The sequence below is a fragment of the Pelomonas sp. V22 genome, from assembly GCF_030014915.1.
Lineage (GTDB): Bacteria > Pseudomonadota > Gammaproteobacteria > Burkholderiales > Burkholderiaceae_C > JAUASW01.
In genome coordinates this window covers 211794-230870 of record NZ_JAGIXS010000008.1, presented here as the reverse complement: position 1 = coordinate 230870, position 19077 = coordinate 211794, and the positions used below count along the sequence as shown (strand labels likewise).

The following is a 19077-nucleotide window of genomic DNA, read 5'->3' as shown; positions in this document are numbered from 1 at the left end:
ATGGTAGCCCGGAAGCTCCGGGCCCCAGTCCAGGATCAGCCCTTGGGTTTGATCCAGATGAGACAGCGCTGGGCGTCCAGGCCGGGGACCTGCAGCTGTTCCACGTGAAACACGTCGAGGTCCGAGGGGAGGGCGGCCAGCTCGTCGGCAGGGTGTTGGCCCTTCATTGCCAACCAGATGGCCTCCGGCTTCAGGTGCTGACGGGTCAGCGTGGTGAAGTCCAGCAGCGAGGCGAAGGCGCGGGAGGTGATCAGGTCGAAGGGTGGGGTGGTCAGTTGCTCGACGCGCGAGTGCTCGCCATGCAGGTTTTTGAGGCCCAGCTCGGCGGCGACCTGCTTGATGAAGGTGGCCTTCTTGGCGACGGCATCGACGCAAGTGACGTCGATGGTCGGCTCGCAGATCGCGACGACCACGCCGGGCAAGCCGCCACCGCTGCCCACATCCATCAGGCGCAGGGGCTGGCCGGCGGCGTGCCGGCGCAAAGCGGGCAGCAGGCTCAGACTGTCCACCAGATGCTGGACCAGCATCGCCTGTGGGTCGCGCACGGCGGTCAGGTTGTAGACCTTGTTCCACTTCTGGATCAGGTCCAGGTAGTTCAGGAGCTTGTCGAGCTGGATGTCGCTGAGGCTCAGGCCCAGCGTCTGCGCGGCCGCTGCCAGCGGTTGGCGCAACAGGTTGGCATCGGTCATGCGGCGGCGTTCTTGTCGTCGTTGGAGGCGGTGGCGGGTGTGTCGAAGAAGCCCTTGAAGCGGCCCTTCTTCAGGTGGACCAACAGCAACGAGATCGCCGCCGGGGTCACGCCAGAGATGCGCGAAGCCTGGCCCAGGGTCTCGGGCCGGTGCTTGCCGAGCTTCTGCCGGACCTCGAAGGAGAGGGCGGTGACCTGCTCGTAGTCCAGCTCCTCGGGCAGCTTGAGGTGCTCGAAGTGCGCGGCGCGGGCCACATCATCGACCTGCTTGTTGATGTAGCCGGCGTACTTGGTGCTGGTCTCGATCTGCTCGATCACGGCATCGCCCAGGGGCTGGCCGAGCTCGGCGTGCAGTGCGGTGCGCGAGATGCCCAGTTCCGGGCGGGCGATGGCGGCCACTTCGGCCAGTGTGTCGAACACCACACCGGGCCGGCGCAGCAGGTCCACGAAGGTGTACTCGCGCTCCAGGGCCTTGCCCACCAGGCGCTCGGCGTCCGCCGCCGGCAGGATGCCGGGGTGTACAAACGTGGACTTCAGCTTCTCTGTTTCACGTGAAACAGCATCGCGCTTGCGGTTGAAGGCGTCCCAGCGGGCATCGTCCACCAGGCCCAGCTGGCGGCCAACCTCGGTCAGGCGGGCGTCGGCGTTGTCCTCCCGCAGCTGCAGGCGGAACTCCGCCCGGCTGGTGAACATGCGGTAGGGCTCGGTCACGCCCTTGGTGATCAGGTCGTCCACCAGCACGCCCAGGTAGGCCTGATCACGCGCCGGCAGCCAAGCCTCCTGGCCTTGCACCTGCAGCGCGGCGTTCAGGCCGGCGAACAGGCCCTGGGCTGCGGCCTCTTCATAGCCGGTCGTGCCATTGATCTGGCCGGCGAAGAACAGGCCGTTGATGGCCCGGGTCTCGAACGAGGACTTCAGCTCACGCGGGTCGAAGTAGTCGTACTCGATGGCATAGCCGGGCCGCAGGATGTGGGCGTTCTCCAGGCCGGGGATGGACCGCACCGCCGCGAGCTGGATGTCGAAGGGCAGGGAGGTGGAGATGCCGTTCGGGTAGAACTCGTGTGTGGTCAGGCCCTCGGGCTCCAGGAAGATCTGGTGCGAGTCCTTGTCGGCGAAGCGGTTCACCTTGTCTTCGATCGACGGGCAGTAGCGCGGGCCCACGCCCTCGATCACGCCGGTGAACATGGGGCTGCGCTCAAAGCCCGAGCGGATGATCTCGTGCGTGCGGGCCGAGGTGTGGGTGATCCAGCAGGGCACCTGGCGCGGATGCTGGGCAGCATTGCCCATGAAGCTGAACACCGGCACGGGGCTCAGGTCACCGGGCTGCTCTTCGCACTTGGAGAAATCAATCGTGCGCCCGTCGATGCGCGGCGGCGTGCCGGTCTTGAGCCGGCCCTGCGGCAGCTTCAGCTCCTTCAGACGGCCGGACAGGGAAACGGCCGGCGGATCGCCCGCGCGGCCGGCGCTGTAGTTCTGCAGGCCGATGTGGATGCGGCCATCGAGGAAGGTGCCAGCCGTCAGCACCACGGCGCGGGAGCGGAACCGCAGGCCGCTCTGCGTGATGGCGCCGACCACGCGGTCGCCCTCCACCATCAGGTCGTCCACCGCCTGCTGGAAAAGCATCAGGTTCGGCTGGTTCTCGAGGCGATGGCGGATCGCGGCCTTGTAGAGGATGCGGTCCGCCTGGGCGCGGGTGGCGCGCACGGCCGGGCCCTTGGAGCCATTGAGGATGCGGAACTGGATGCCCGATTCGTCGGTGGCCGCCGCCATCGCGCCGCCCAGGGCATCGACCTCTTTCACCAGGTGGCCCTTGCCGATGCCGCCGATCGACGGGTTGCAGCTCATCTGGCCCAGGGTCTCGATGTTGTGGGTCAAGAGCAGGGTCGAGACACCCATGCGTGCAGCGGCCAGCGCCGCCTCCGTGCCGGCATGGCCGCCACCGACCACGATGACGTCGAATTCCTTGGGATAGAGCATGGGGCAAACGCCTGGAATGAGCGCCTAAAACCTGGGCGCGGGCAAACCCTGAATTTTACGGGGCAGCTGTGGATAAGTCACGGCCGAGGGCAAGGGTGGCGGCGACAATTGCGCGATGGAATGCCGTGACCATTGCGCCGCCTGCTGCATCGCACCGTCGATCAGCTCGCCCATCCCCGGCATGCCCGAGGGAAAGCCGGCGGGTGTGCGTTGCATTCAGCTTGACGAAGAGGATCGCTGCAAGATCTTTGGCCGGCCCGAGCGGCCTGCCGTGTGCGGCTCCTTGCAGCCGAACGAAATGATGTGCGGAGAAAGCCGCGAACAGGCGATGCGCTGGCTGGGCTGGATGGAACAGGAGACGGCCCCCCGTCCAAGGAGTACCTTGGCCGGCCCCCTGAGGGGGCGGCGATGCTTGCCGGATTGACCGGCAAGCACATCGCCAAGGCGGGCCGGCTTGGGAGCGGCCCGGCGCTCGGCCCGAAACGCAGGGCTGTAGCTCGCTCAGGCCGACAGACTCCGCAAGTCTTGGGCGACTCTTCCGCCTTGCAGCGCAATCACCCGCTGCGCCGCCGCGATGGTTTCCGGCCGATGGGCAATCACGATCTTGGTCAGCGGCAGCTGGCGCAGTGAAGCGTTGAGCGCCCGCTCGCGCTCTACGTCCAGCGCACTTGTCGCTTCGTCCAGCAGGAGAAACTGCGGCCGCTTGTAGAGCGCCCGGGCCAGCAGGATGCGCTGGCGCTGGCCGCCCGAGAGGCTCGTGCCCATGTCGCTAACCAGGCTCTGGTAGGCCATGGGCAGGGCCTCGATCTCTTCGTCCACACAGGCCAGGCGAGCACATTCGCGCACCCAGGCCGGATCGGCGCCGGGCTCGAAGAAGCTGATGTTGTCGGCAATGCTGCCGGCGAACAGCTGGTCGTCCTGCATCACCGTGCCGACCGCCGTGCGCCAGCTCTGCAGGCCGATCTTGACGAGCGGCTCGCCGCCCACCAGCACCTGGCCCGACTGCGGCTCGTGCATGCCCAGCATCAGCTTCATCAGCGTGGTCTTGCCGCAGCCTGAGGGCCCGACCAGGGCCACCGATTCACCGGCTGCGATGCTGAACGAGCAGGCCTTGATCACCTCGGCCTCGCCATCGGCATAGCGGAACGAGACCTCGCGCAGCTCCAGCGTGGCGCCAGCCGCCAGCGGCAGGGCAGGGCCACGCGTCTCTGGCGCGCTGAGCACGATATCGGCCAGGCGTTGGCCTTGCAGCTTCAGCATCGCGAGCTCCACGCCCTTGTCGATCAGGCCGGCGAGGCGGGTGCTGAACTGTTCCTTGTAGGCCAGGTAGGCGAACAGCATGCCCGCCGACAGCTCGCGCTCCAGCACCAGCCAGGCGCCCAGGCAGACGATGGCCACGCGCTCCAGCCCGAACAGCAGCTTGTGGGACACCCCCATCCACAGCTCCAGCCGGCGCATGGCGAGCGAGGCATTCATCTGCTCGACCACCAGGTTGGAGAAGCGCGCGCTGCGGGCCGGCTCGGCATTGAAGAGCTTGATCGCCGCCGCGCCGCGCAGCGACTCGACGAAGAAACCGTTCTGCCTGGCTTCGTGGATCAGCTGCTCCTCGGTCGCTTCCTTCAGCGGGCCATAGAAGGCCCAGCGGAGCAGCCCGTAGCCGGCCACGGCCAGCAGGGCCACGAGGCTGAGCCGCGGGCTGTAGAGCCACATCATCGCCAACGTGACGATCACCATCAGGCCGTCCAGCACGGCCTCGACGAAGCGCGTGGTGAGCGTGCGCTGGATCTGTTGCACGCTGCCGAAGCGCGACCAGATCTCGCCGAGCGAGCGCTTGTCAAACCAGGCCTGCGGCAGCCTCAACAGATGAGCGAAGACATTGCTGAGCCATTGCAGGTTGAGGCTGGCCGACATGGCCAGCACCGCCCAGGAACGCAGTGCACCTACCGCCACTTGCAGCAGCACCAAAAGCCCAAAGCCCAGGCCCAGCGTGGCCAGCAGGTCGCGGTCCGCGCCGACCAGCACGCCGTCCACCACCCATTGCAGCAGGAAGGGCGAGAGCAGCAGCAGCAGCTCCAAGGCCAGGGCCAGCAGCATCGCCTGGCCGAGCGCGCGGCGCAGGCCGGTCACGCGGCCGAGCAGCTGGCGCAGGCTCGGTGCCGGCGCGGCAGCGCGGGGCAGGAAGTCGGCCCCCGGCCGCAGCTCCAGGGCCACGCCGGTGAAGTGGCGCGACAGCTCGGCCATCGCCAGCGTGCGCCGGCCATGGGCCGGGTCGTGGATGACGACCTGCTCGCCCTGGACCTCGGCCAGCACGACGAAATGCTTGAAGTCCCAGTGCAGGATGCAGGGCAGCTGCAGCTGCGCCAGGTGCTTGGGCTCGGCCCGCAAGGCCCGGCTGGCAAGGCCCAAGCCGTCGGCCATGCGGACCAGGTCGGCCGCCGTGCTGCCCTTCAGCGAGATGGAGAAGCGGGCGCGCAGCTCGGCCAGGCCCACGTGATGGCCCAGGGCGCCAGCCACCATGGCCAGGCAGGCCAGACCGCATTCGGCCGCCTCGGTCTGCAAGAGCAGGGGCAGGCGGCGGCGCCGGCCCCATTGCAGTTGGGAGACCAAAGCCTCAGACACGATGACCCAAAGCCAGCAAAGGTTCGAAGATCCACTCGATCAGCCTGCGCCTCTCGAGCAGCACGTCAGCATCCAGCTGCATGCCTGCAGTGAGTGCCTGCTCCTTGCCAAAGGCCAGCACGGACTGGCGGTCCAGGGCGACGGTGATGCGATACAGCGGCTCATTCAGCCCCGCCATGCCGGCCGGCAGCGACAGCTGGGCCAGCTCGGCGCCAGACAGCGGTGTGCGCGACACCTGCACCACCGTGCCGCGCTGGTGACCGAACTTCTGGTACGGGAAGGCCTGGTAGCGCAGCTGCACCTGCTGCTGCGGATGGACGAAGCCGATGGCGCTGGACGGCGCATACAGATGGGCCAGCATCGTGGCATCGCGCGGCAGCACGGTGGCGAGGCGGGCTCCGGCGGTCACCGGCTGGCCCGGCTCGGCCTGCACCGTGCTCAGCACGCCGTCGGCTGGCGCGCGCAGGATCAGGCGGCGGCGGGCTTCGGTTTCCAGGCCCAGCGCTTGCAGCTCCGAGCGCTCACGGGCGATCTGCCCCTGGCGGGTGGCCGACTCCAGCGGCAGTTCGCGGCCCCGGGCCTGCAGGCTCAGCAGCTCTCTTTGCAGGCCTTCGCGCTGGCGCTGCAAATCCTGCTGCTGAACCTGCAGGCCGAGCACCTCCTCTCGCTTGTTCTGGACCTGGGCGGCGGACATGAAGTGCTCGCGCTCCAGGGTTTCGTTCCGGGCCAGCGTTTGGCGGGCCAGGGCCAGGCGCTCGCCCTGCAGCGTCTCGGCCTGCTGCAGTTGCTCGATCTCGCGCTGCACGGCCTGGCTGCGCAGGCCCACGTCTTCGCGCTGGCGCTGTAGCAAGGCCCTCTGCTGCTCGGCGGTTTCATCGAGCGAGCGCTGGCGCTGCTGCAGGCTGCGGGCCACGCCTTCGCCGCTGCCTTCGCTGGCGCTGTCCAGGCTCAGCACGAAGAGGGCGTCGCCAGCCTTGACCGCCTGGCCTTCCTCGACCAGGCGCTGCAAGAGCAGGGCCGCCTGGGGCGAGCTCAGCGGCTGCACGCCGCCCACGGGCACCAGGTGGCCGCTGACCCGCGCCTTGCGCGTGTACTCGCCGACAAAGAGAAAGCCACCGACCAAGAAAACGGCGCTCACAGCCAGGACCGTGAGCGCCTTCAGTTGCAGAGACTGCTGAACCTGCGCGCTGCCGAGCCATTGATGGTCTTGTGCGGACAGCGCCTCGGTTCTGAATAGCATTGCGTTGCCAGCCCGAAAGGCCGGCGGTGATGACAGCGATGTGTTGTTTGGGGAGCGGGCCGGTCGGCCGGCTTACCAGGTGCCCTTGGGTGCGTCGCCGGTCGGGGGCGGCGTGCCGCCGGAGCCGCTGCCGTCGCCCTCACCGCCGCCGCTGATCAGCTTCAGCAGTTGGGGGTCGATTTCGACGGGGGCGTCGAGTTCAGCGACGAGGTCGATGGCGGCGGGCTTGTGGTCCATGGCTGCTTGCTCCAATGACTCGTGCGGGATGCACAGCCTCATTGCAGCAGCGGACCCTCAGGCCCATAACTGTCAACTCTTACAGCTTGCCCGGCCGACCTCGGGCGCCCGATCAGCGGATCAGGCCCAGGCGCAGGGCCTTGAGCACCGTCTGGTGCTTGTTGTTGCAGCCGAGCTTCTGGCCGGCATTGGTCAGGTGCAGCACGGCCGTGCGCTCAGTGATGCCGAGGATGGTGCCGACTTCCCAGGCGGTCTTGCCATCCATGGTCCAGCGCAGCACCTCCAGCTCGCGCGGCGTCAGGTGCGGGCGCTCCAGCTGCTGCTCGGGCGGCAGCAGCACGCGCAGGGCCGTGTCCAGTGCATGGACGGCGAACAGCTGCAGGTCGGCCACCATGCGGGTGACGAAGGCCGGATCCTCGGGGAGGGCCTGGTCGCGGTCCACGCCCAGCAGGAAATGGCGGCCCTCGGGCAGGTGCAGGGCCAGGCAGATGCCGGTGCGGTAGCCGAAGCTGGCCTGGGCGTCCCAGAGGTCGGGCGTGCCTCCGCCCACATAGGTCTGCTGGTCCCAGACGATGGGCACGCTGTGGCGCTTGCAATGCTGCATCACCGGGTCCTGCTGGCCCAGCAGGGGGTTGTGCATCGCTTCGGAGAAGCCGCTGGGGCAGTTGTCGAGGACGATGAACTCGGGCTTGCCCAGCGCATGGTCGACCACGGTCATGGCCGAGAAGGTCTGGAAATCCAGCGAGTGGGTGAAGCGCTCGATCTCCGTGCGGAACTCGGCCTGGCTGCTGGCATCGAGCACCGCCTGGAAGCGGCTCTGAAGCATGGACCTCATGACGGGATACTCCGGCGCGAGGCGCCCCCCTGACAAGGTTTACAGCTGGCGCCATCGCGCCGCCGCCGCACACTCGCGGCCACGGCGCCACCGGTGCCCCCAGCCCATCGAGCCCAGATGTCGACGAACCCTGCCTGGATTGTGTACGCCTGGCCGCGCATTTTGTGTGCGGTGGAGGCTTTGTCCGGTCTGCAATTCGCGCACCTCAGTACGCAGGTGCTGGTGGCCGGCCGCGACCGAAGACCCTCGACCGGCCAGACCCTGTGGCTCAGCCGCTCGGGCGAGTCCACGGCCGGCGTGGCCTGGGACTGGGTCAGCCAGCCGCCCGGCGTGGTGGCCCTGGCCGACCCCATGTCCCTGGTCACCAACCTGCAGCTGCTGAACGAGGACGGCGAGGTGCTGGCACCAATGGAATCGGCGCTGGAGCTCAACGGCCTGGTGCACGGCCTGCCCTGGCAGGCCCAGGTCCAGCAGGTGCTTCAGGCCGGCCGGCCGCAGGTGCTGCGGGTGCCGGCCTGAAACTGCCTATCGTGCGACAGCGGTGCGCATCGAGCGTGCCACGTCCAGCAGGCAGACCACCGTCAGCACGAGGCCCACGATCACGGGCTGGGCGAATTGCCACAGCGTCGGCAGCTCGCCCTTGAGCATGTGCGTCATCAGCGTGTTCTGCGCGAGGCCCGGCATCCACAGGTACCAGGGAGCCTCGGCGCCCGGGTTGAACAGGGTCACCATAGGCGCCATGCTGATCACCATGATCACGAGGGTGCTGCTGGCCTGCGCCTCCTTGAAGGTCTTGGAGCGGATCGCGATCGCCATCAAGAGGGCGCCCATGCTGGCGGCCAGCGGCAGCTGCAGCAGCAGGAAGGCCACGACCTCGCGAGGACCGAAGCTGAACATGGCCTGCAGGCTGTCACTCTGCAGCATCAGCTGAGCCGGGATGAAGCTCAGGTCCGAGAGCAGGGCCACGGCCATGCCGAGCAAGGCCACGGCGCCCCACTTGCCCATCACGGTCGACATCGGCGAGACCGGGTTCATCATCAGCGGCTCCAGCGAGCCACGTTCGCGCTCGCCGGCCGTGCTGTCCAGCGCGGCGGTCAGCGCGCCGTAGAGCACGGCCATGATGATGAACATCGGCACCATGCCGGTCAGCTGGGCCACGCGGGCCTGCGGATTGGCCAGGTCGCGCTCCTCGCTGCGCACCGGCACCAGCTGGTCGGCTGGCATGCCACGCAGGGCGAGTTGCAGCGAGGCACGCTCCATGCCGAAGCCGCGCACCACGCGCTCGAGGTTGCGCACGCCGGCGTTGGCCCGCTGGTTGGCCGAGTCGCTGACGATCTCGACCACCGGTTGCTCGCCGTTCAGCAGCTCTTCCTCGAAGGTCTTGGGCACCACCAGCACCGGCTGGGTGAGCTTGCTGCTGCGCAACAGCTTCTCGTAGTCGGCTGGTGGGGCCTGGATGGTGTAGGTCTGGCGCTCCAGGAAGTTGCGCAGCGTCGGTGCATGGTCGATGCCCTCCACCATGATTTCGCGCTTGGCCGCCTGTTCCTGGAAGGAGGCGATCAGGCCCGACAGTGCGGTCAGCATCAGCGGCCCCATCAGCACTGCGGGGATCAGCAGGCGGGCGAGGGTGCGGCGGTCGCGCAGGCCGTCCATCAGCTCCTTGAGAAAGACCACCCAGGCGGCGCTGAAGAGGTCGTGGGTCTTGCGGCTCATGCTTGTTCTCCCTGCTTGGCTTCGGCGCTGAAGGCCAGCTTGACGAAGGCGTCCTCGAAGCGCTGCTCGCCGGCCGCGGCCAGCAGTTCCGGCACCGTGCCCTCGGCCACACTGCGGCCGGCGGCCACGATGATCACGTGGTCACAGAGTTGCTCCACCTCTTGCATGATGTGCGTCGAGAACACGATGCACTTGCCGCCGCCCTCGGCCGAGCGCAGGAAGCGCAGCGATTCACGCAGCGAGCGGGTGGCCAGCACATCGAGGCCGTTGGTGGGCTCGTCGAGCACGATGTTGGCCGGGTCGTGCACCAGGGCGCGGGCCAGTGAGGTCTTCATGCGCTCGCCCTGGCTGAAGCCGTCGGTGCGGCGGTCCATCAGCTTCTTCAGGTCCAGCATGTCGGCCAGCAGCTCGGCGCGCTGTTCGGCGGCCTCGCGCGTCATGCCTTGCAGGCGGCCGAAGTAGACGATGTTCTCGCGGGCGCTGAGCCGCGGGTAGAGGCCATGCGCGTCGCTGAGGATGCCCATGCGGGCCAGCGCGGCCTGGCCGACCGGCAGGCCGTCGACCTGGATCGAGCCGGCATCCGGTGCGAACAGGCCGCCCAGCATGCGCAGCGTCGTGGTCTTGCCGGCGCCGTTGGGGCCCAGCAGGCCGGTGATGCGTCCGTCTGTGGCCTTCACGCTGATGCCTTGCACGGCCTTGACCTGCTGCTTGGCACCGCGCTTGAAGGTCGAGCCGGCGGCGCGGGTCTGGAAGGTCTTGTGAACCTGGTCGATGTGGATCATGGCTGGGCCTCCCGGGGGGCGTCAGGGATGGGCAGGAAGAACGTGGGGCGCGGGATCTTGGCGGCGCAGCTGGTGTCCGTCTTGAGTGCTTCGGCGTCCTGCTTGGCGTCAATGAAGCGGAACACCACGTCGCGCATGCAGGCCAGGGCCATCACGCCGTGGCCGGTGGCGGGCACGACCACGTGCAGGGCCTGGTCGCCCAGGGCCTTGGCCACATGCTCGCCGTGGCGGGGCGGCGTCACCGGGTCGATGGCACCACTCATCAGGAGCACCGGGGCCGGGGCCTTGGGGATGCTGTAGAAGGCCTCCGGCACGCTGCCGCGCGGCCAGTTCTTGCAGGCGCTCAGATAGAACTGCGCATCGGTGTCGCCGAAGTCGGCACCGGGCTTGTCGGTGCTGATTGAGAGGCGTGGCACGTCCTCGGCGCAGACCACCGAAAAGTGCATGCCCATGGCCAGGCCCATGCCCTTGCGCGGCGTGCCGCCCGAGCTCAGGCCGATGAGGCCTTCGAAGCGGCCTTCAGCGGCTGCCGCAATCGCGGCCGGCAGGGCCGAGGCCATGGCCGGGTTGTAGAGCGGGCCGCGCAGGGCGCTCAACAGCATGCGGCGGCTCAGCACGAAATGGTCAGGACGGCCGGTGACCGGATGCGTGACCTGGACCGTGCGCGGCACGCTCTTCAAGAGGCCGGCCCATTGCTCGCGCAGCTTGGGGAAGGCCTTGCTGCAGGCGGCATCCTTCGCGCAGTCGTCGAACAGGGCATCGCCGGCGGCCTGGGTGTCGGTGGAGAACGAGGCGGGCAGGATCATGTCCGGCGGCGCCAGGCCGTCGATCAGCAGGCGGCGGATGGTCTGCGGGAACTGGCGCTGCAATTCCAGCGCGGCGCGCGTGCCGTAGGAGCCGCCGATCACGTTCCATTGGTTGGCGCCGAGGGCCTGGCGGACCGCGTCCACGTCCTGCATGGCAATCGTGGTGGTGAAGAAGCGCAGGTCGCCATAGGGCAGCTTCTGCAGGTTGTCGCGGCATTGCTCCAGCTCCTTGAGCTGGCGGTCGTTGTCGGCCATCTCGGCGAGCGGCCGCCGGCCGGGGTCCGGGCATTCCAGCGGTGCGGACTTGCCGGTGCCACGCTGGTCCACGAAGACCAAGTCGCGGCGGTTGTTCAGCCGCGAGAAGCGCGACAGCACGGCGGACGCCACATTGATCGAGCTCTGGCCCGGGCCGCCGGCCAGGAACAGCACCGGGTCGGGCAGCTTGTTGCGGGCCAGGGCCGGCAGCACCACGTAGTGCACCTCGATCTGGGCGCCCTCGGGCTTGGCCGGGTCCAGCGCTCGCTTGACCGAGCCGCATTGCAGCTCATTGGGCAGGCCGCTGAGACGGCAGGGCTGGGTGGGGGTGGGGGCCGGCATGTCAGCGGCCTGGGCCCAGGCCGACAAGGCCATCAGGGCCGTGGCGGCGAGCGCCAGGCGGACCGGCTGTCTCCTCGTTGATGGGGGATGCATGGCTCCGTTCTCCTCTTGGTTTTGAACGGGGCGGATTATGGAGACCGGCACGGGCCCGGGCGACCGGATTTGCGGCCGATGGCGGGCTCAGGCGGCGAATGGCGGGAAGCCGGGGCTCAGCGGTCGTTCTCAGCGCTCATTGCCGGCCTCGCGCCGGCCGAACATGCCCCAGCCCTCCATGCTCAGCACCGGCTCGCCCTGCTGGTTGTGCACCAGCCACTCGGAGCGCACCAGGCCGATGGCTGGCCGGCTCTGGCTGACGCGTGCCTCCTTCACCACCATGCGGACATGGAGCCTGTCGCCCGGCCGCACCGGCCTGAGCCAGCGCAGGTTCTCGATGCCGGGAGAGCCCTGGCTGGTCGAATCGAGCAGGTAGGCGTCGCACATCAGGCGCATGACCATGGCGCAGGTATGCCAGCCGCTGACCGAAAGGCCGCCCAGCACCGAGGCGTTCGCGGCCTCCTCGTCCAGGTGCAGCGGCTGCGGGTCGTAGGCGGCGGCGAAGCGCAGGCCCTCCTCGCGGTCGACCAGGCGGCTGCCGCAGTCCAGTTCAAGGCCGACCGGGAAATCTTCGAAGGCGTAGCGAGGCATGGGCGTTCCGGAGTGTTCTGCAGGGACATTCATTGGCTCATTGCGCTTTAAGTCGTGATCGCCTGGGAGGCTGTCGTTGTCCGCGAACCTGACGCAATGAACCAGCGCGCAATAAGCCTAATCATTCAGCCGTATGGTTTCAGCTTTGTCCACCCTGAAAGCCCTGACCATGAAGCTCTACTACAGCCCTGGCGCCTGCTCCCTGTCCCCGCACATCGTGCTGCGCGAGGCGGGCCTGGACGTCCAGCTGGTGCTGGCCAGCACCAAGACCAAGAAGCTGCAGGACGGCAGCGACTTCTATGCGATCAACCCCAAGGGCTCGGTGCCCGTGCTGGAGCTGGACAGCGGCGAGCGCCTGACCGAAGGCCCGGCCATCGTGCAGTACATCGCCGACCAGGTGCCGGCCAAGGAACTGGCGCCGGCCAACGGCAGCTGGGCGCGTTACCGCCTGCAGGAGTGGCTGAACTTCATCACCAGCGAGCTGCACAAGGGCTTCTCGCCGCTGTTCAACCCGGCCATCCCGGAAGAATCCAAGGCCGTGTCGCGCGCCAAGCTGGTCGAGCGCCTGACCTGGGTCAACGAGCAGCTGGAAGGCAGGCAATTCCTGATGGGTGATCAGTTCACGGTGGCGGATGCCTATCTGTTCACCGTCAGCAACTGGGCTTCGCTGGTGGGTGTGGACATCACCGGCCTGGCCACCTTGGCTGCCTACCGCGCGCGCGTGGGCGCCCGCCCGGCCGTGGTCGAGGCGATGAAAGCCGAAGGCTTGTTGAAGTAAGCAGGATGACCCGGCCGCCCCAGTAACATCGTGAAGACGCGTCCCATTGCACCCAGGATTTCCTCAAGGTGATTGCCGCATAAGCCAGGCTTATCGGCTGACGCGATGCTGTCGGACGGGCGGCGGCGGCGGCCGCCTCGGCTTGTCCCCTGCTTAGGGGGGATGCAGGCGCCCTGCGCGCGGGCGCGGGGCGGCCTGTGATCCAGGTCACAGCCGTGCGTGCCCCTGCTACCCACAATGCTGCGCCGGTGATGGTCACGGGCAGTCGAGGTTGTGACGTGGTGACAGCGAGGCAGCAGTTGGCGTGGGCAAGACGGAGGCGGGAGGCGTGAGCCATCGTGTGCCGCCTTGCGCTCAATGCGTGGTGGCCGGCCAATGCCCGATAGCGGGCTATGGAGAGCTGATGCGGCCCGAGCGCATTGGCGAGGTGGTGGCGCGCAGCTACCGGCGCGGCACGCTGATGCAGCGCGAGGGTGAGCATGCGCCGTGGCTCAGCTATGTGAAGTCAGGCCTGCTGGCGGTGCGCCAGTCCGATCTCGAGGGCCGCGAGCCCGCCATCGCCTGCATAGGCCATGGCAATCTGCTGGGGCAGTCCGGGCTGCAGGGCCAGGCCTCGGTGTTCACCGTCGAGGCGCTGACGCCAGTGTCGGTGTGCGAGTTCCCGGTGCAACTGCTGGAAGAGGTCTGCGCGCTGCGAGGGCCCTCGGCCCTGCCAGGTCTGGTGGCCCAGCACTCGCGCCTTGTCGTGGCCACGCTGGCGGCCTGGAGTCGCCTGGTGCGCCTGCCCGGGCTCGATCAACGCCTGGCCATGGCCCTGCAACTGCTCGCCGAGATGCAGCCAGCGCGCTCCATGCAGCTGCCGGCCCAGGGCGCTCTGGCCGAGCTGCTCAATGTGACGCGCGAAAGCGTGAACCGGACCTGGCGCGCCTTCGTGTCCCAGGGCATCGTGCGGCGCCCGCATCACCACGGCGTTGAGCTCGATCTGAGCCGGCTCGAACGCCTGCTGGCGCCGCCCGAGGCTTGAGTCGCAGCCTGCCTGTGCGCCGGCTCACAGTGGCGGTTGATCCAGCGCAAACCGCAGCCGGGGCGACCGACAGAATCGGCCTCGCCAAGGTGGCAACGGCGCTGCCTGGCGACAAGGGAGTCAAGAATGCATGTGACCCAGCGGGAGTTCAGTTACGCCCCCGATGCCACCTTGATGTCGACCACGGATGAGCACAGCCACATCCAATATGCCAATGCGGCCTTCGTGGCCGTCAGCGGCTATGCCGCCGACGCGCTGATGGGCCAGCCGCACAAGCTGGTGCGCCATCCTGACATGCCGCGCCAGGCCTTTGCCGACATGTGGGCCACCTTGCGCCGCGACCAGGCCTGGACCGGCCTCGTGAAGAACCGCCGCAGCGATGGCGATCACTACTGGGTGCGTGCCAACGTGGCGCCGGTGGTGCGCGGCGGCCGCGTCTCTGGCTACATCTCGGTGCGCACCCATCCCACGCGCGAGGAGATCGGCAGCGCCGAGACGATCTACCAGCGCTTCCGCGAGGGGCAGGCCGGGCGCCTGTACTTCCACCGTGGCCTGGTGCTGCGCAAGGGCTGGCATGCGCTGGGCGACCGGCTCAAGACGCTGTCGGTGGCCGGGCGCATCCGCCTCGCGCTGTGGCCGCTGTGGCCCTTGCTGCTGGGCCTGGCCTGGCTGGCCGGTCTGAGCGAGTTGCCGCTCGCCGGTGCCGCGCTTGCCGTGGCAGCGGCCCTGGCTCTGGTGGATGCCTGCCTGCAGCAGCAAGTGGTGCAGCCGCTGCGCCAGGTGGCACGCCAGGCCGCCAACGTGGCGGCCGGCCACTTCGATGCCAATGTGCGCATGGAGCGGGTCGACGACATCGGCCTGCTGCTGCGCTCGATCAACCAGGCGGGCCTGAACGTGCGCGCCCTGGTGGCCGATGTGGGCGAGCAGACCAGCGGCCTGCAAGCGGCGGCACAGCAGGTCGAGGCGGCCAGTGCCGACCTGGGCGCGCGCACCGAGCAGAGCTCCGCCAGCCTCGCCGAAACGGCGGCCGCGCTGACCGAGCTGAGCGGCAGCGTGGGGCAGAACGCGCAGACGGCGGCCCAGGCCAGCCAGGCCGCCGAGGCGATGGCAGGTTCGGTGGCTGCGGTGGGCCGCAGCGTGGTCGACGTGGAAGCGACGATGCAGCAGATCAACCAGGCCAGCACGCGCATCGGCGACATCATCGGCGTGATCGACGGCATAGCCTTCCAGACCAATCTGCTGGCGCTCAATGCCGCCGTTGAAGCGGCGCGGGCGGGCGAACAGGGGCGCGGTTTCGCGGTCGTGGCTGCCGAGGTGCGTGGGCTGGCCCAGCGCAGCCAGCAGGCGGCACGCGAGATCAAGGCCTTGATCGAGAACAGCGGCGAGCGCGTGGCCGCCGGCACGGTGCTGGTGGCGGCCTCGCGCCAGGCCATGGAGGGTCTGATCGCCCAGGTGCGCGATGCAGCCGGCCTTATCGGCAGCATCAGCGTGGCCAACAGCGAGCAGGCCGAGGGCGTGCAGCAGCTCAATCAGCGCGTGGAGGAGCTGGACCGCATGACGCAGCAGAACGCCGCCATGGCCGAGCAGTCGATCGCGGCCGCGCAGCTGATGCGGGCCCAGTCGGACCGCCTGGTGCAGGCCGTCGGCGTGTTCCGCCATGCTTGACATGGCGTCGGGCCGCTCCTTGCCCTGGGAACAGGTGGTGCACCTGCTGGGCCTGATTCCCGACGGCGTGCTGATCATCGATGAGCAGGGCTCTATCCTCAGTGCCAACCAGGCCTTGCTGGACCTGGCTGGCTACGGCCTCGAGGAGCTCGTTGGCGAACCGCTGTCGCTGTTGTTGCCGCCGGCGGCGCGCGAGGGCCATCAGGCGCAGCTGGAGCAATTCTTCGCCGCACCGCGTGGCCGCGCCATGGGCCGCGTGCCCGACCTCAACCTCTGGCACCGCGACGGCCATGCGGTGGCGGTGGGCATCAGCCTCGGCCTGGTGCGCCGGGGCGACGACGCGCTGGCCCTGGCCGTGGTGCGAGACATGCGCGAGCTGCGCGCCATGCACGAGCGCATGCAGTACCTGGCGATGCACGACGAGCTCACCGGGCTCTACAGCCGCCACATGTTCGGCGAGCTGCTCAGCCAGTCGCTGGTGCAGACGCGGCGCAGCGGCCAGCTGCTCGCCCTGCTGCTGATCGACCTGGACGACTTCAAGTCCGTCAACGACGGCCATGGCCACCATGTGGGCGACCGTCTCTTGCAGGAGGTGGCGCAGCGCATGCGCGGTGCCTTGCGCGGCAGCGACTCGCTGGCACGCCTCGGTGGCGACGAGTTCGCCGTGCTGCTGCACGACCCGGCCGACCTGGCCTCGGCGCAGCGCGTGGCGGCCAAGCTGCTGGCGGCGATCTGCCGACCCTGGCGCCATGGCCATCACGACGCCTCGCCGGGCGCCAGCATCGGCCTCGTGTTTGCACCGGCCGATGGCGAGGACGCCGACACCCTGATGCGCCATGCCGACATGGCCATGTACCGCGCCAAGGAGGCGGGCCGTGGCACCTATGCGGTCTTCGACACCGGCATGGCGCGCCAGATCGAGGAGAAGGCCTTGCTGCAGGGCCGCCTCAAGCGCGCCATCGAGGGCGGTGCGCTGCGGCTGCACTACCAGCCGCAGTTGTGCGCGCGCAGCGGGCGGGTGCTGGGCGTCGAGGCCTTGCTGCGCTGGAAGGACGGCGAGCTCGGCGAGGTGCCGCCGGCGCGCTTCGTGGCTGTGGCCGAGAGCTCGGGCCTCGTTCACGGCCTCGGTGAATGGGTGGTCGACGCGGCCTGCCGCCAGATCATGCAATGGCGCTCCGAGGGCCTGGCGCTGCGCGTGGCGATCAATGTGTCGGTGCACCAGCTGCGCCAGCCCAGTTTTGCCGAGCGCTTGCTCAAGACGCTGGCGCGCTGGCAAGTGCCGCCCGCGCTGCTGGAGCTGGAGATCACCGAGACCGCCGCCATGACCCATGTGGAGCAGACGCAGGCGCTCTTGCAGCAGCTGGCGGCCCATGGCGTGCAGCTGGCGCTGGACGATTTCGGCATGGGCTATTCATCGCTCGGGCATCTGCGCGACATGCCGGTGTCGCGGCTCAAGATGGACCGCAGCTACATCCAGGGCATCACCGAGCATGCGCAGGATGCGGTGCTGGCGCGCGCCATCATCGGCCTGGCCAAGACACTCGGGAAAATCGTCGTGGCCGAGGGCGTGGAGACCGAGGCGCAGCGCGCCTTGCTGCAGCAGGAGGGCTGCGACGAGCTGCAGGGCTGGCTGTTCGGCCGCGCCGTGCCGGCCGACGAGATCCCGGCCCTGCTGGCGCGCATCGAGCGGCAGGCGGCCCAGCCCAGCCTGTGGGGGCCGCGTCGCCGCTCGCCGGCCGCGCTGAGTTCTTGATCCAGCGCTGGGATCAGCCCTTGACGCTGGCCTTCAGCACGCTGCTGCAGTTGGTGCGGTCCGCCGCCTCGACCTTGGCGCAAACGCCGTCCAGCTGGCCCTTCAGGCGCGCCAGCACGGGGTCGTATTGGCCCATCACGTTCCAGTTGACCAGCAGGGTGCCGACCTTCTTCAGCGAGCGGGCGCTGCGCTCGTGGAAGGAGCCCTTGTCCTCGCCAGCTTCCTTGAACAGCTGGGTGGCGATCTTCTCGATGCGGGCGGCGTCATTGGGCGTCAGCTCCACGAGGGCGGTGAAGTAGTTCGAGCCCCATTGCAGGCGCGTGGCCGGGCCCTCGCTCTTGTTGAAGGCCTCCTCGTACCAGCGCAGCGCTTCCTCGGTGCGGCCCTGCTTGCGGGCATTGCCGCCCAGTTGGCTCATCAGGTAGTAAGGCGAATGGCTCTTGGCGAGGCTGCTCTTCAGCAGCGCGTCGCTGTCTTGCCAGAGACCGGCCTGGCCCAGCATGTAGGCGGTCTCGGTGATCACGGCCTGGCGTTCGTAGCCGTCGGTGATCTCGCGGTCATTGCGGGCCGCGTGGGCCTGCGCTTCCTTCAAGAGCGGCGCCGGGATCTTGGGATGCACCTCGGTCTTGGGCTGGTCCAGGCGCGCCAGCTTCACGCGGGCGGTGATGGCCATCAGCCGGTCCATGCGCGACAGCGCGGCGTCGTTCTCCAGGCGCTTGAGTGCTGGTTCGAAGGCGGCCAGCAGCTTGCTGCGTTCCGCACCCGGTTCGGGCGCGAGGGTCTTGGCGATGTCGTCGGCGCCATTGGTCAGCACATCGGCCTGGGCGCGGCTTTCGGCCGGGCTGGCCAGCACCTTGGCCACGCGCTCGCGCAGCGCGGCATCGGGCTTCAGGCCCTTGCCTTCGTCGCTGGCGGCCAGGGCCTTGAGCCACAGGCGCGTGGTGGTCTCGGCATCGACGCCATTGCTGGCCACGGCCAGCTGGGCGAGCAGTCCCGGGCGCTCGATGGCCGGCACCAGCTGCTGTTCGTCCGTCTCCCAGGAGTAGAAGCCCAGCATCTTCCATTCATTGGCGCTGAGCTTCTTGCCCGCGCGGGCCTCGGCCAGCACGGTCTTGACCGGGCGGCCACCGGCCAAACCCAGCTGCAGCACCTTCATCACCTGCGCGGCATCGGCCTCGCCGGGCAGGCGGGTGATCTCGCTGCCCTCGGGGTTGAACAAGATCATCGTCGGATAGCCACGCACCTTGAAGCGGCTGCCGAGCTTCTGTGCACCGGGCAGGTCGCCGTCGATGTGCACGGCCACGAAGGCCTTGGACTGCTCGATGAAATCGGCCCGGTTGAACAGCGTGGCCTTCAGCTGGTTGCAGGGCGGGCACCACTTGGCGCCCCAGTACAGCAGCACCGGCTTCTTCTCGCTGCGCGCCTGGGTGAAGGCCTTCTCGATGTCGGCATCGGCGGCCGCCGGCTGCCAGGCCACGGTGGCCGTGCTGGTCGTTGCGCTGGCGGCAAGCGCCGGGCTTGGCAGGGCGCCGAGGCTCAGCAGGGCCAGGGCCAGGCTGCAGGCGAGCAGGGTGGGGCGGGCGATCGAGAAAGAGTTCATGCGGTGGCAGCAGCCGGCAGGGCCGCTGGCGTCAACGGTGGATCTGGCGCGGATTGTCAGGCCAGCGGCGAGACCCCGC

The 19077-nt window shown here is 68.7% G+C and carries 17 protein-coding genes; 6 read left to right on the top strand and 11 right to left on the bottom strand.

The genetic code is table 11. The features are described 5' to 3' along the window. Window positions 1–35 precede the first annotated feature (35 nt). Window positions 36–689, bottom strand: coding sequence for a 16S rRNA (guanine(527)-N(7))-methyltransferase RsmG (gene rsmG / locus J7U46_RS21980; protein WP_282829373.1), 654 nt, complete (start codon window positions 687–689; stop codon window positions 36–38). After that, window positions 686–2665 (bottom strand): tRNA uridine-5-carboxymethylaminomethyl(34) synthesis enzyme MnmG, encoded by a 1980-nt coding sequence (mnmG, locus tag J7U46_RS21975; RefSeq protein WP_282829372.1) that lies wholly within the window; start codon window positions 2663–2665, stop codon window positions 686–688. The genes rsmG and mnmG overlap by 4 nt, the downstream gene beginning before the upstream one ends. 115 nt (window positions 2666–2780) lie before the next feature. Between mnmG and J7U46_RS21970 the strand changes: the two genes are divergently transcribed. Then, a complete protein-coding gene (locus J7U46_RS21970) occupies window positions 2781–3089 on the top strand; it encodes a YkgJ family cysteine cluster protein (RefSeq protein ID WP_282829371.1) in 309 nt (102 codons plus the stop codon). 77 nt (window positions 3090–3166) lie between these two features. Here the strand turns inward: J7U46_RS21970 and J7U46_RS21965 are convergent, their stop codons facing one another. From J7U46_RS21965 to J7U46_RS21950, 4 genes are all read right to left on the bottom strand, one after another. Beyond that, a complete protein-coding gene (locus J7U46_RS21965) occupies window positions 3167–5284 on the bottom strand; it encodes a peptidase domain-containing ABC transporter (RefSeq protein ID WP_282829370.1) in 2118 nt (705 codons plus the stop codon). Next, entirely contained in the window at window positions 5277–6524 is a 1248-nt protein-coding gene (locus J7U46_RS21960) for an HlyD family efflux transporter periplasmic adaptor subunit (protein WP_282829369.1), read from the bottom strand. The genes J7U46_RS21965 and J7U46_RS21960 overlap by 8 nt, the downstream gene beginning before the upstream one ends. Before the next feature lie 72 nt (window positions 6525–6596). Continuing rightward, the gene (locus J7U46_RS21955; RefSeq protein ID WP_282829368.1) at window positions 6597–6761 is read right to left on the bottom strand and encodes a hypothetical protein; all 165 of its coding nucleotides are present in this window, start codon (window positions 6759–6761) and stop codon (window positions 6597–6599) included. Window positions 6762–6873: 112 nt separating this feature from the next. Next, entirely contained in the window at window positions 6874–7596 is a 723-nt protein-coding gene (locus J7U46_RS21950) for an autoinducer binding domain-containing protein (RefSeq protein WP_282829366.1), read from the bottom strand. A 180-nt stretch (window positions 7597–7776) separates the two neighbouring features. On the opposite strand from J7U46_RS21950, the gene J7U46_RS21945 reads away from it, so the two are divergent. Beyond that, the gene (locus tag J7U46_RS21945) at window positions 7777–8115 is read left to right on the top strand and encodes a hypothetical protein (RefSeq protein WP_282829365.1); all 339 of its coding nucleotides are present in this window, start codon (window positions 7777–7779) and stop codon (window positions 8113–8115) included. 6 nt (window positions 8116–8121) lie between these two features. Here J7U46_RS21945 and J7U46_RS21940 read toward each other — a convergent pair whose 3' ends face one another. The 4 genes from J7U46_RS21940 to J7U46_RS21925 all read right to left on the bottom strand — a co-directional run bounded on the left by J7U46_RS21940 (window position 8122) and on the right by J7U46_RS21925 (window position 12178). Further along, complete coding sequence (locus J7U46_RS21940) at window positions 8122–9309, bottom strand: ABC transporter permease (protein ID WP_282829364.1); 1188 nt, start codon at window positions 9307–9309, stop codon at window positions 8122–8124. After that, on the bottom strand, window positions 9306–10091 hold the full coding sequence (locus tag J7U46_RS21935) for an ATP-binding cassette domain-containing protein (RefSeq protein ID WP_282829363.1): 786 nt from the start codon (window positions 10089–10091) through the stop codon (window positions 9306–9308). Before J7U46_RS21935 ends, J7U46_RS21940 begins: the two co-directional genes overlap by 4 nt. Beyond that, window positions 10088–11587 carry an alpha/beta hydrolase gene (locus J7U46_RS21930; protein WP_282829362.1) on the bottom strand — a complete coding sequence of 500 codons (1500 nt, stop codon included), beginning with the start codon at window positions 11585–11587 and terminating at the stop codon, window positions 10088–10090. The genes J7U46_RS21935 and J7U46_RS21930 overlap by 4 nt, the downstream gene beginning before the upstream one ends. A gap of 129 nt (window positions 11588–11716) precedes the next feature. Then, entirely contained in the window at window positions 11717–12178 is a 462-nt protein-coding gene (locus J7U46_RS21925; RefSeq protein WP_282829361.1) for a MaoC family dehydratase, read from the bottom strand. 169 nt (window positions 12179–12347) lie between these two features. Here J7U46_RS21925 and gstA point away from each other — a divergent pair, with 169 nt between their 5' ends. The 4 genes from gstA (at window position 12348) to J7U46_RS21905 (ending at window position 17398) form a co-directional block, all read left to right on the top strand. Next, window positions 12348–12956 (top strand): glutathione transferase GstA, encoded by a 609-nt coding sequence (gene gstA, locus J7U46_RS21920; RefSeq protein ID WP_282829360.1) that lies wholly within the window; start codon window positions 12348–12350, stop codon window positions 12954–12956. A gap of 328 nt (window positions 12957–13284) precedes the next feature. Continuing rightward, the gene (locus tag J7U46_RS21915) at window positions 13285–13980 is read left to right on the top strand and encodes a Crp/Fnr family transcriptional regulator (protein WP_282829359.1); all 696 of its coding nucleotides are present in this window, start codon (window positions 13285–13287) and stop codon (window positions 13978–13980) included. A 126-nt stretch (window positions 13981–14106) separates the two neighbouring features. Next, window positions 14107–15645: a methyl-accepting chemotaxis protein gene (locus tag J7U46_RS21910; protein ID WP_282829358.1), complete on the top strand. Its 1539-nt coding sequence runs from the start codon at window positions 14107–14109 to the stop codon at window positions 15643–15645. Then, window positions 15638–17398, top strand: coding sequence for an EAL domain-containing protein (locus J7U46_RS21905; RefSeq protein WP_282829357.1), 1761 nt, complete (start codon window positions 15638–15640; stop codon window positions 17396–17398). Before J7U46_RS21910 ends, J7U46_RS21905 begins: the two co-directional genes overlap by 8 nt. A 13-nt stretch (window positions 17399–17411) precedes the next feature. On the opposite strand, the gene J7U46_RS21900 is transcribed toward J7U46_RS21905, so the two are convergent. Continuing rightward, complete coding sequence (locus J7U46_RS21900) at window positions 17412–18998, bottom strand: thioredoxin fold domain-containing protein (RefSeq protein ID WP_282829356.1); 1587 nt, start codon at window positions 18996–18998, stop codon at window positions 17412–17414. Window positions 18999–19077: the final 79 nt, after the last annotated feature.

What these genes read in the sequence shown, in the direction of transcription:
- rsmG (WP_282829373.1), bottom strand. Translation starts at nt 689, where the DNA reads ATGACCGATGCCAACCTGTTGCGCCAACCGCTGGCAGCGGCCGCGCAG.
- mnmG (WP_282829372.1), bottom strand. Translation starts at nt 2,665, where the DNA reads ATGCTCTATCCCAAGGAATTCGACGTCATCGTGGTCGGTGGCGGCCAT.
- J7U46_RS21970 (WP_282829371.1), top strand. Translation starts at nt 2,781, where the DNA reads ATGGAATGCCGTGACCATTGCGCCGCCTGCTGCATCGCACCGTCGATC.
- J7U46_RS21960 (WP_282829369.1), bottom strand. Translation starts at nt 6,524, where the DNA reads ATGCTATTCAGAACCGAGGCGCTGTCCGCACAAGACCATCAATGGCTC.
- J7U46_RS21955 (WP_282829368.1), bottom strand. Translation starts at nt 6,761, where the DNA reads ATGGACCACAAGCCCGCCGCCATCGACCTCGTCGCTGAACTCGACGCC.
- J7U46_RS21950 (WP_282829366.1), bottom strand. Translation starts at nt 7,596, where the DNA reads ATGAGGTCCATGCTTCAGAGCCGCTTCCAGGCGGTGCTCGATGCCAGC.
- J7U46_RS21940 (WP_282829364.1), bottom strand. Translation starts at nt 9,309, where the DNA reads ATGAGCCGCAAGACCCACGACCTCTTCAGCGCCGCCTGGGTGGTCTTT.
- J7U46_RS21935 (WP_282829363.1), bottom strand. Translation starts at nt 10,091, where the DNA reads ATGATCCACATCGACCAGGTTCACAAGACCTTCCAGACCCGCGCCGCC.
- J7U46_RS21930 (WP_282829362.1), bottom strand. Translation starts at nt 11,587, where the DNA reads ATGCATCCCCCATCAACGAGGAGACAGCCGGTCCGCCTGGCGCTCGCC.
- J7U46_RS21925 (WP_282829361.1), bottom strand. Translation starts at nt 12,178, where the DNA reads ATGCCTCGCTACGCCTTCGAAGATTTCCCGGTCGGCCTTGAACTGGAC.
- gstA (WP_282829360.1), top strand. Translation starts at nt 12,348, where the DNA reads ATGAAGCTCTACTACAGCCCTGGCGCCTGCTCCCTGTCCCCGCACATC.
- J7U46_RS21910 (WP_282829358.1), top strand. Translation starts at nt 14,107, where the DNA reads ATGCATGTGACCCAGCGGGAGTTCAGTTACGCCCCCGATGCCACCTTG.
- J7U46_RS21905 (WP_282829357.1), top strand. Translation starts at nt 15,638, where the DNA reads ATGCTTGACATGGCGTCGGGCCGCTCCTTGCCCTGGGAACAGGTGGTG.
- J7U46_RS21900 (WP_282829356.1), bottom strand. Translation starts at nt 18,998, where the DNA reads ATGAACTCTTTCTCGATCGCCCGCCCCACCCTGCTCGCCTGCAGCCTG.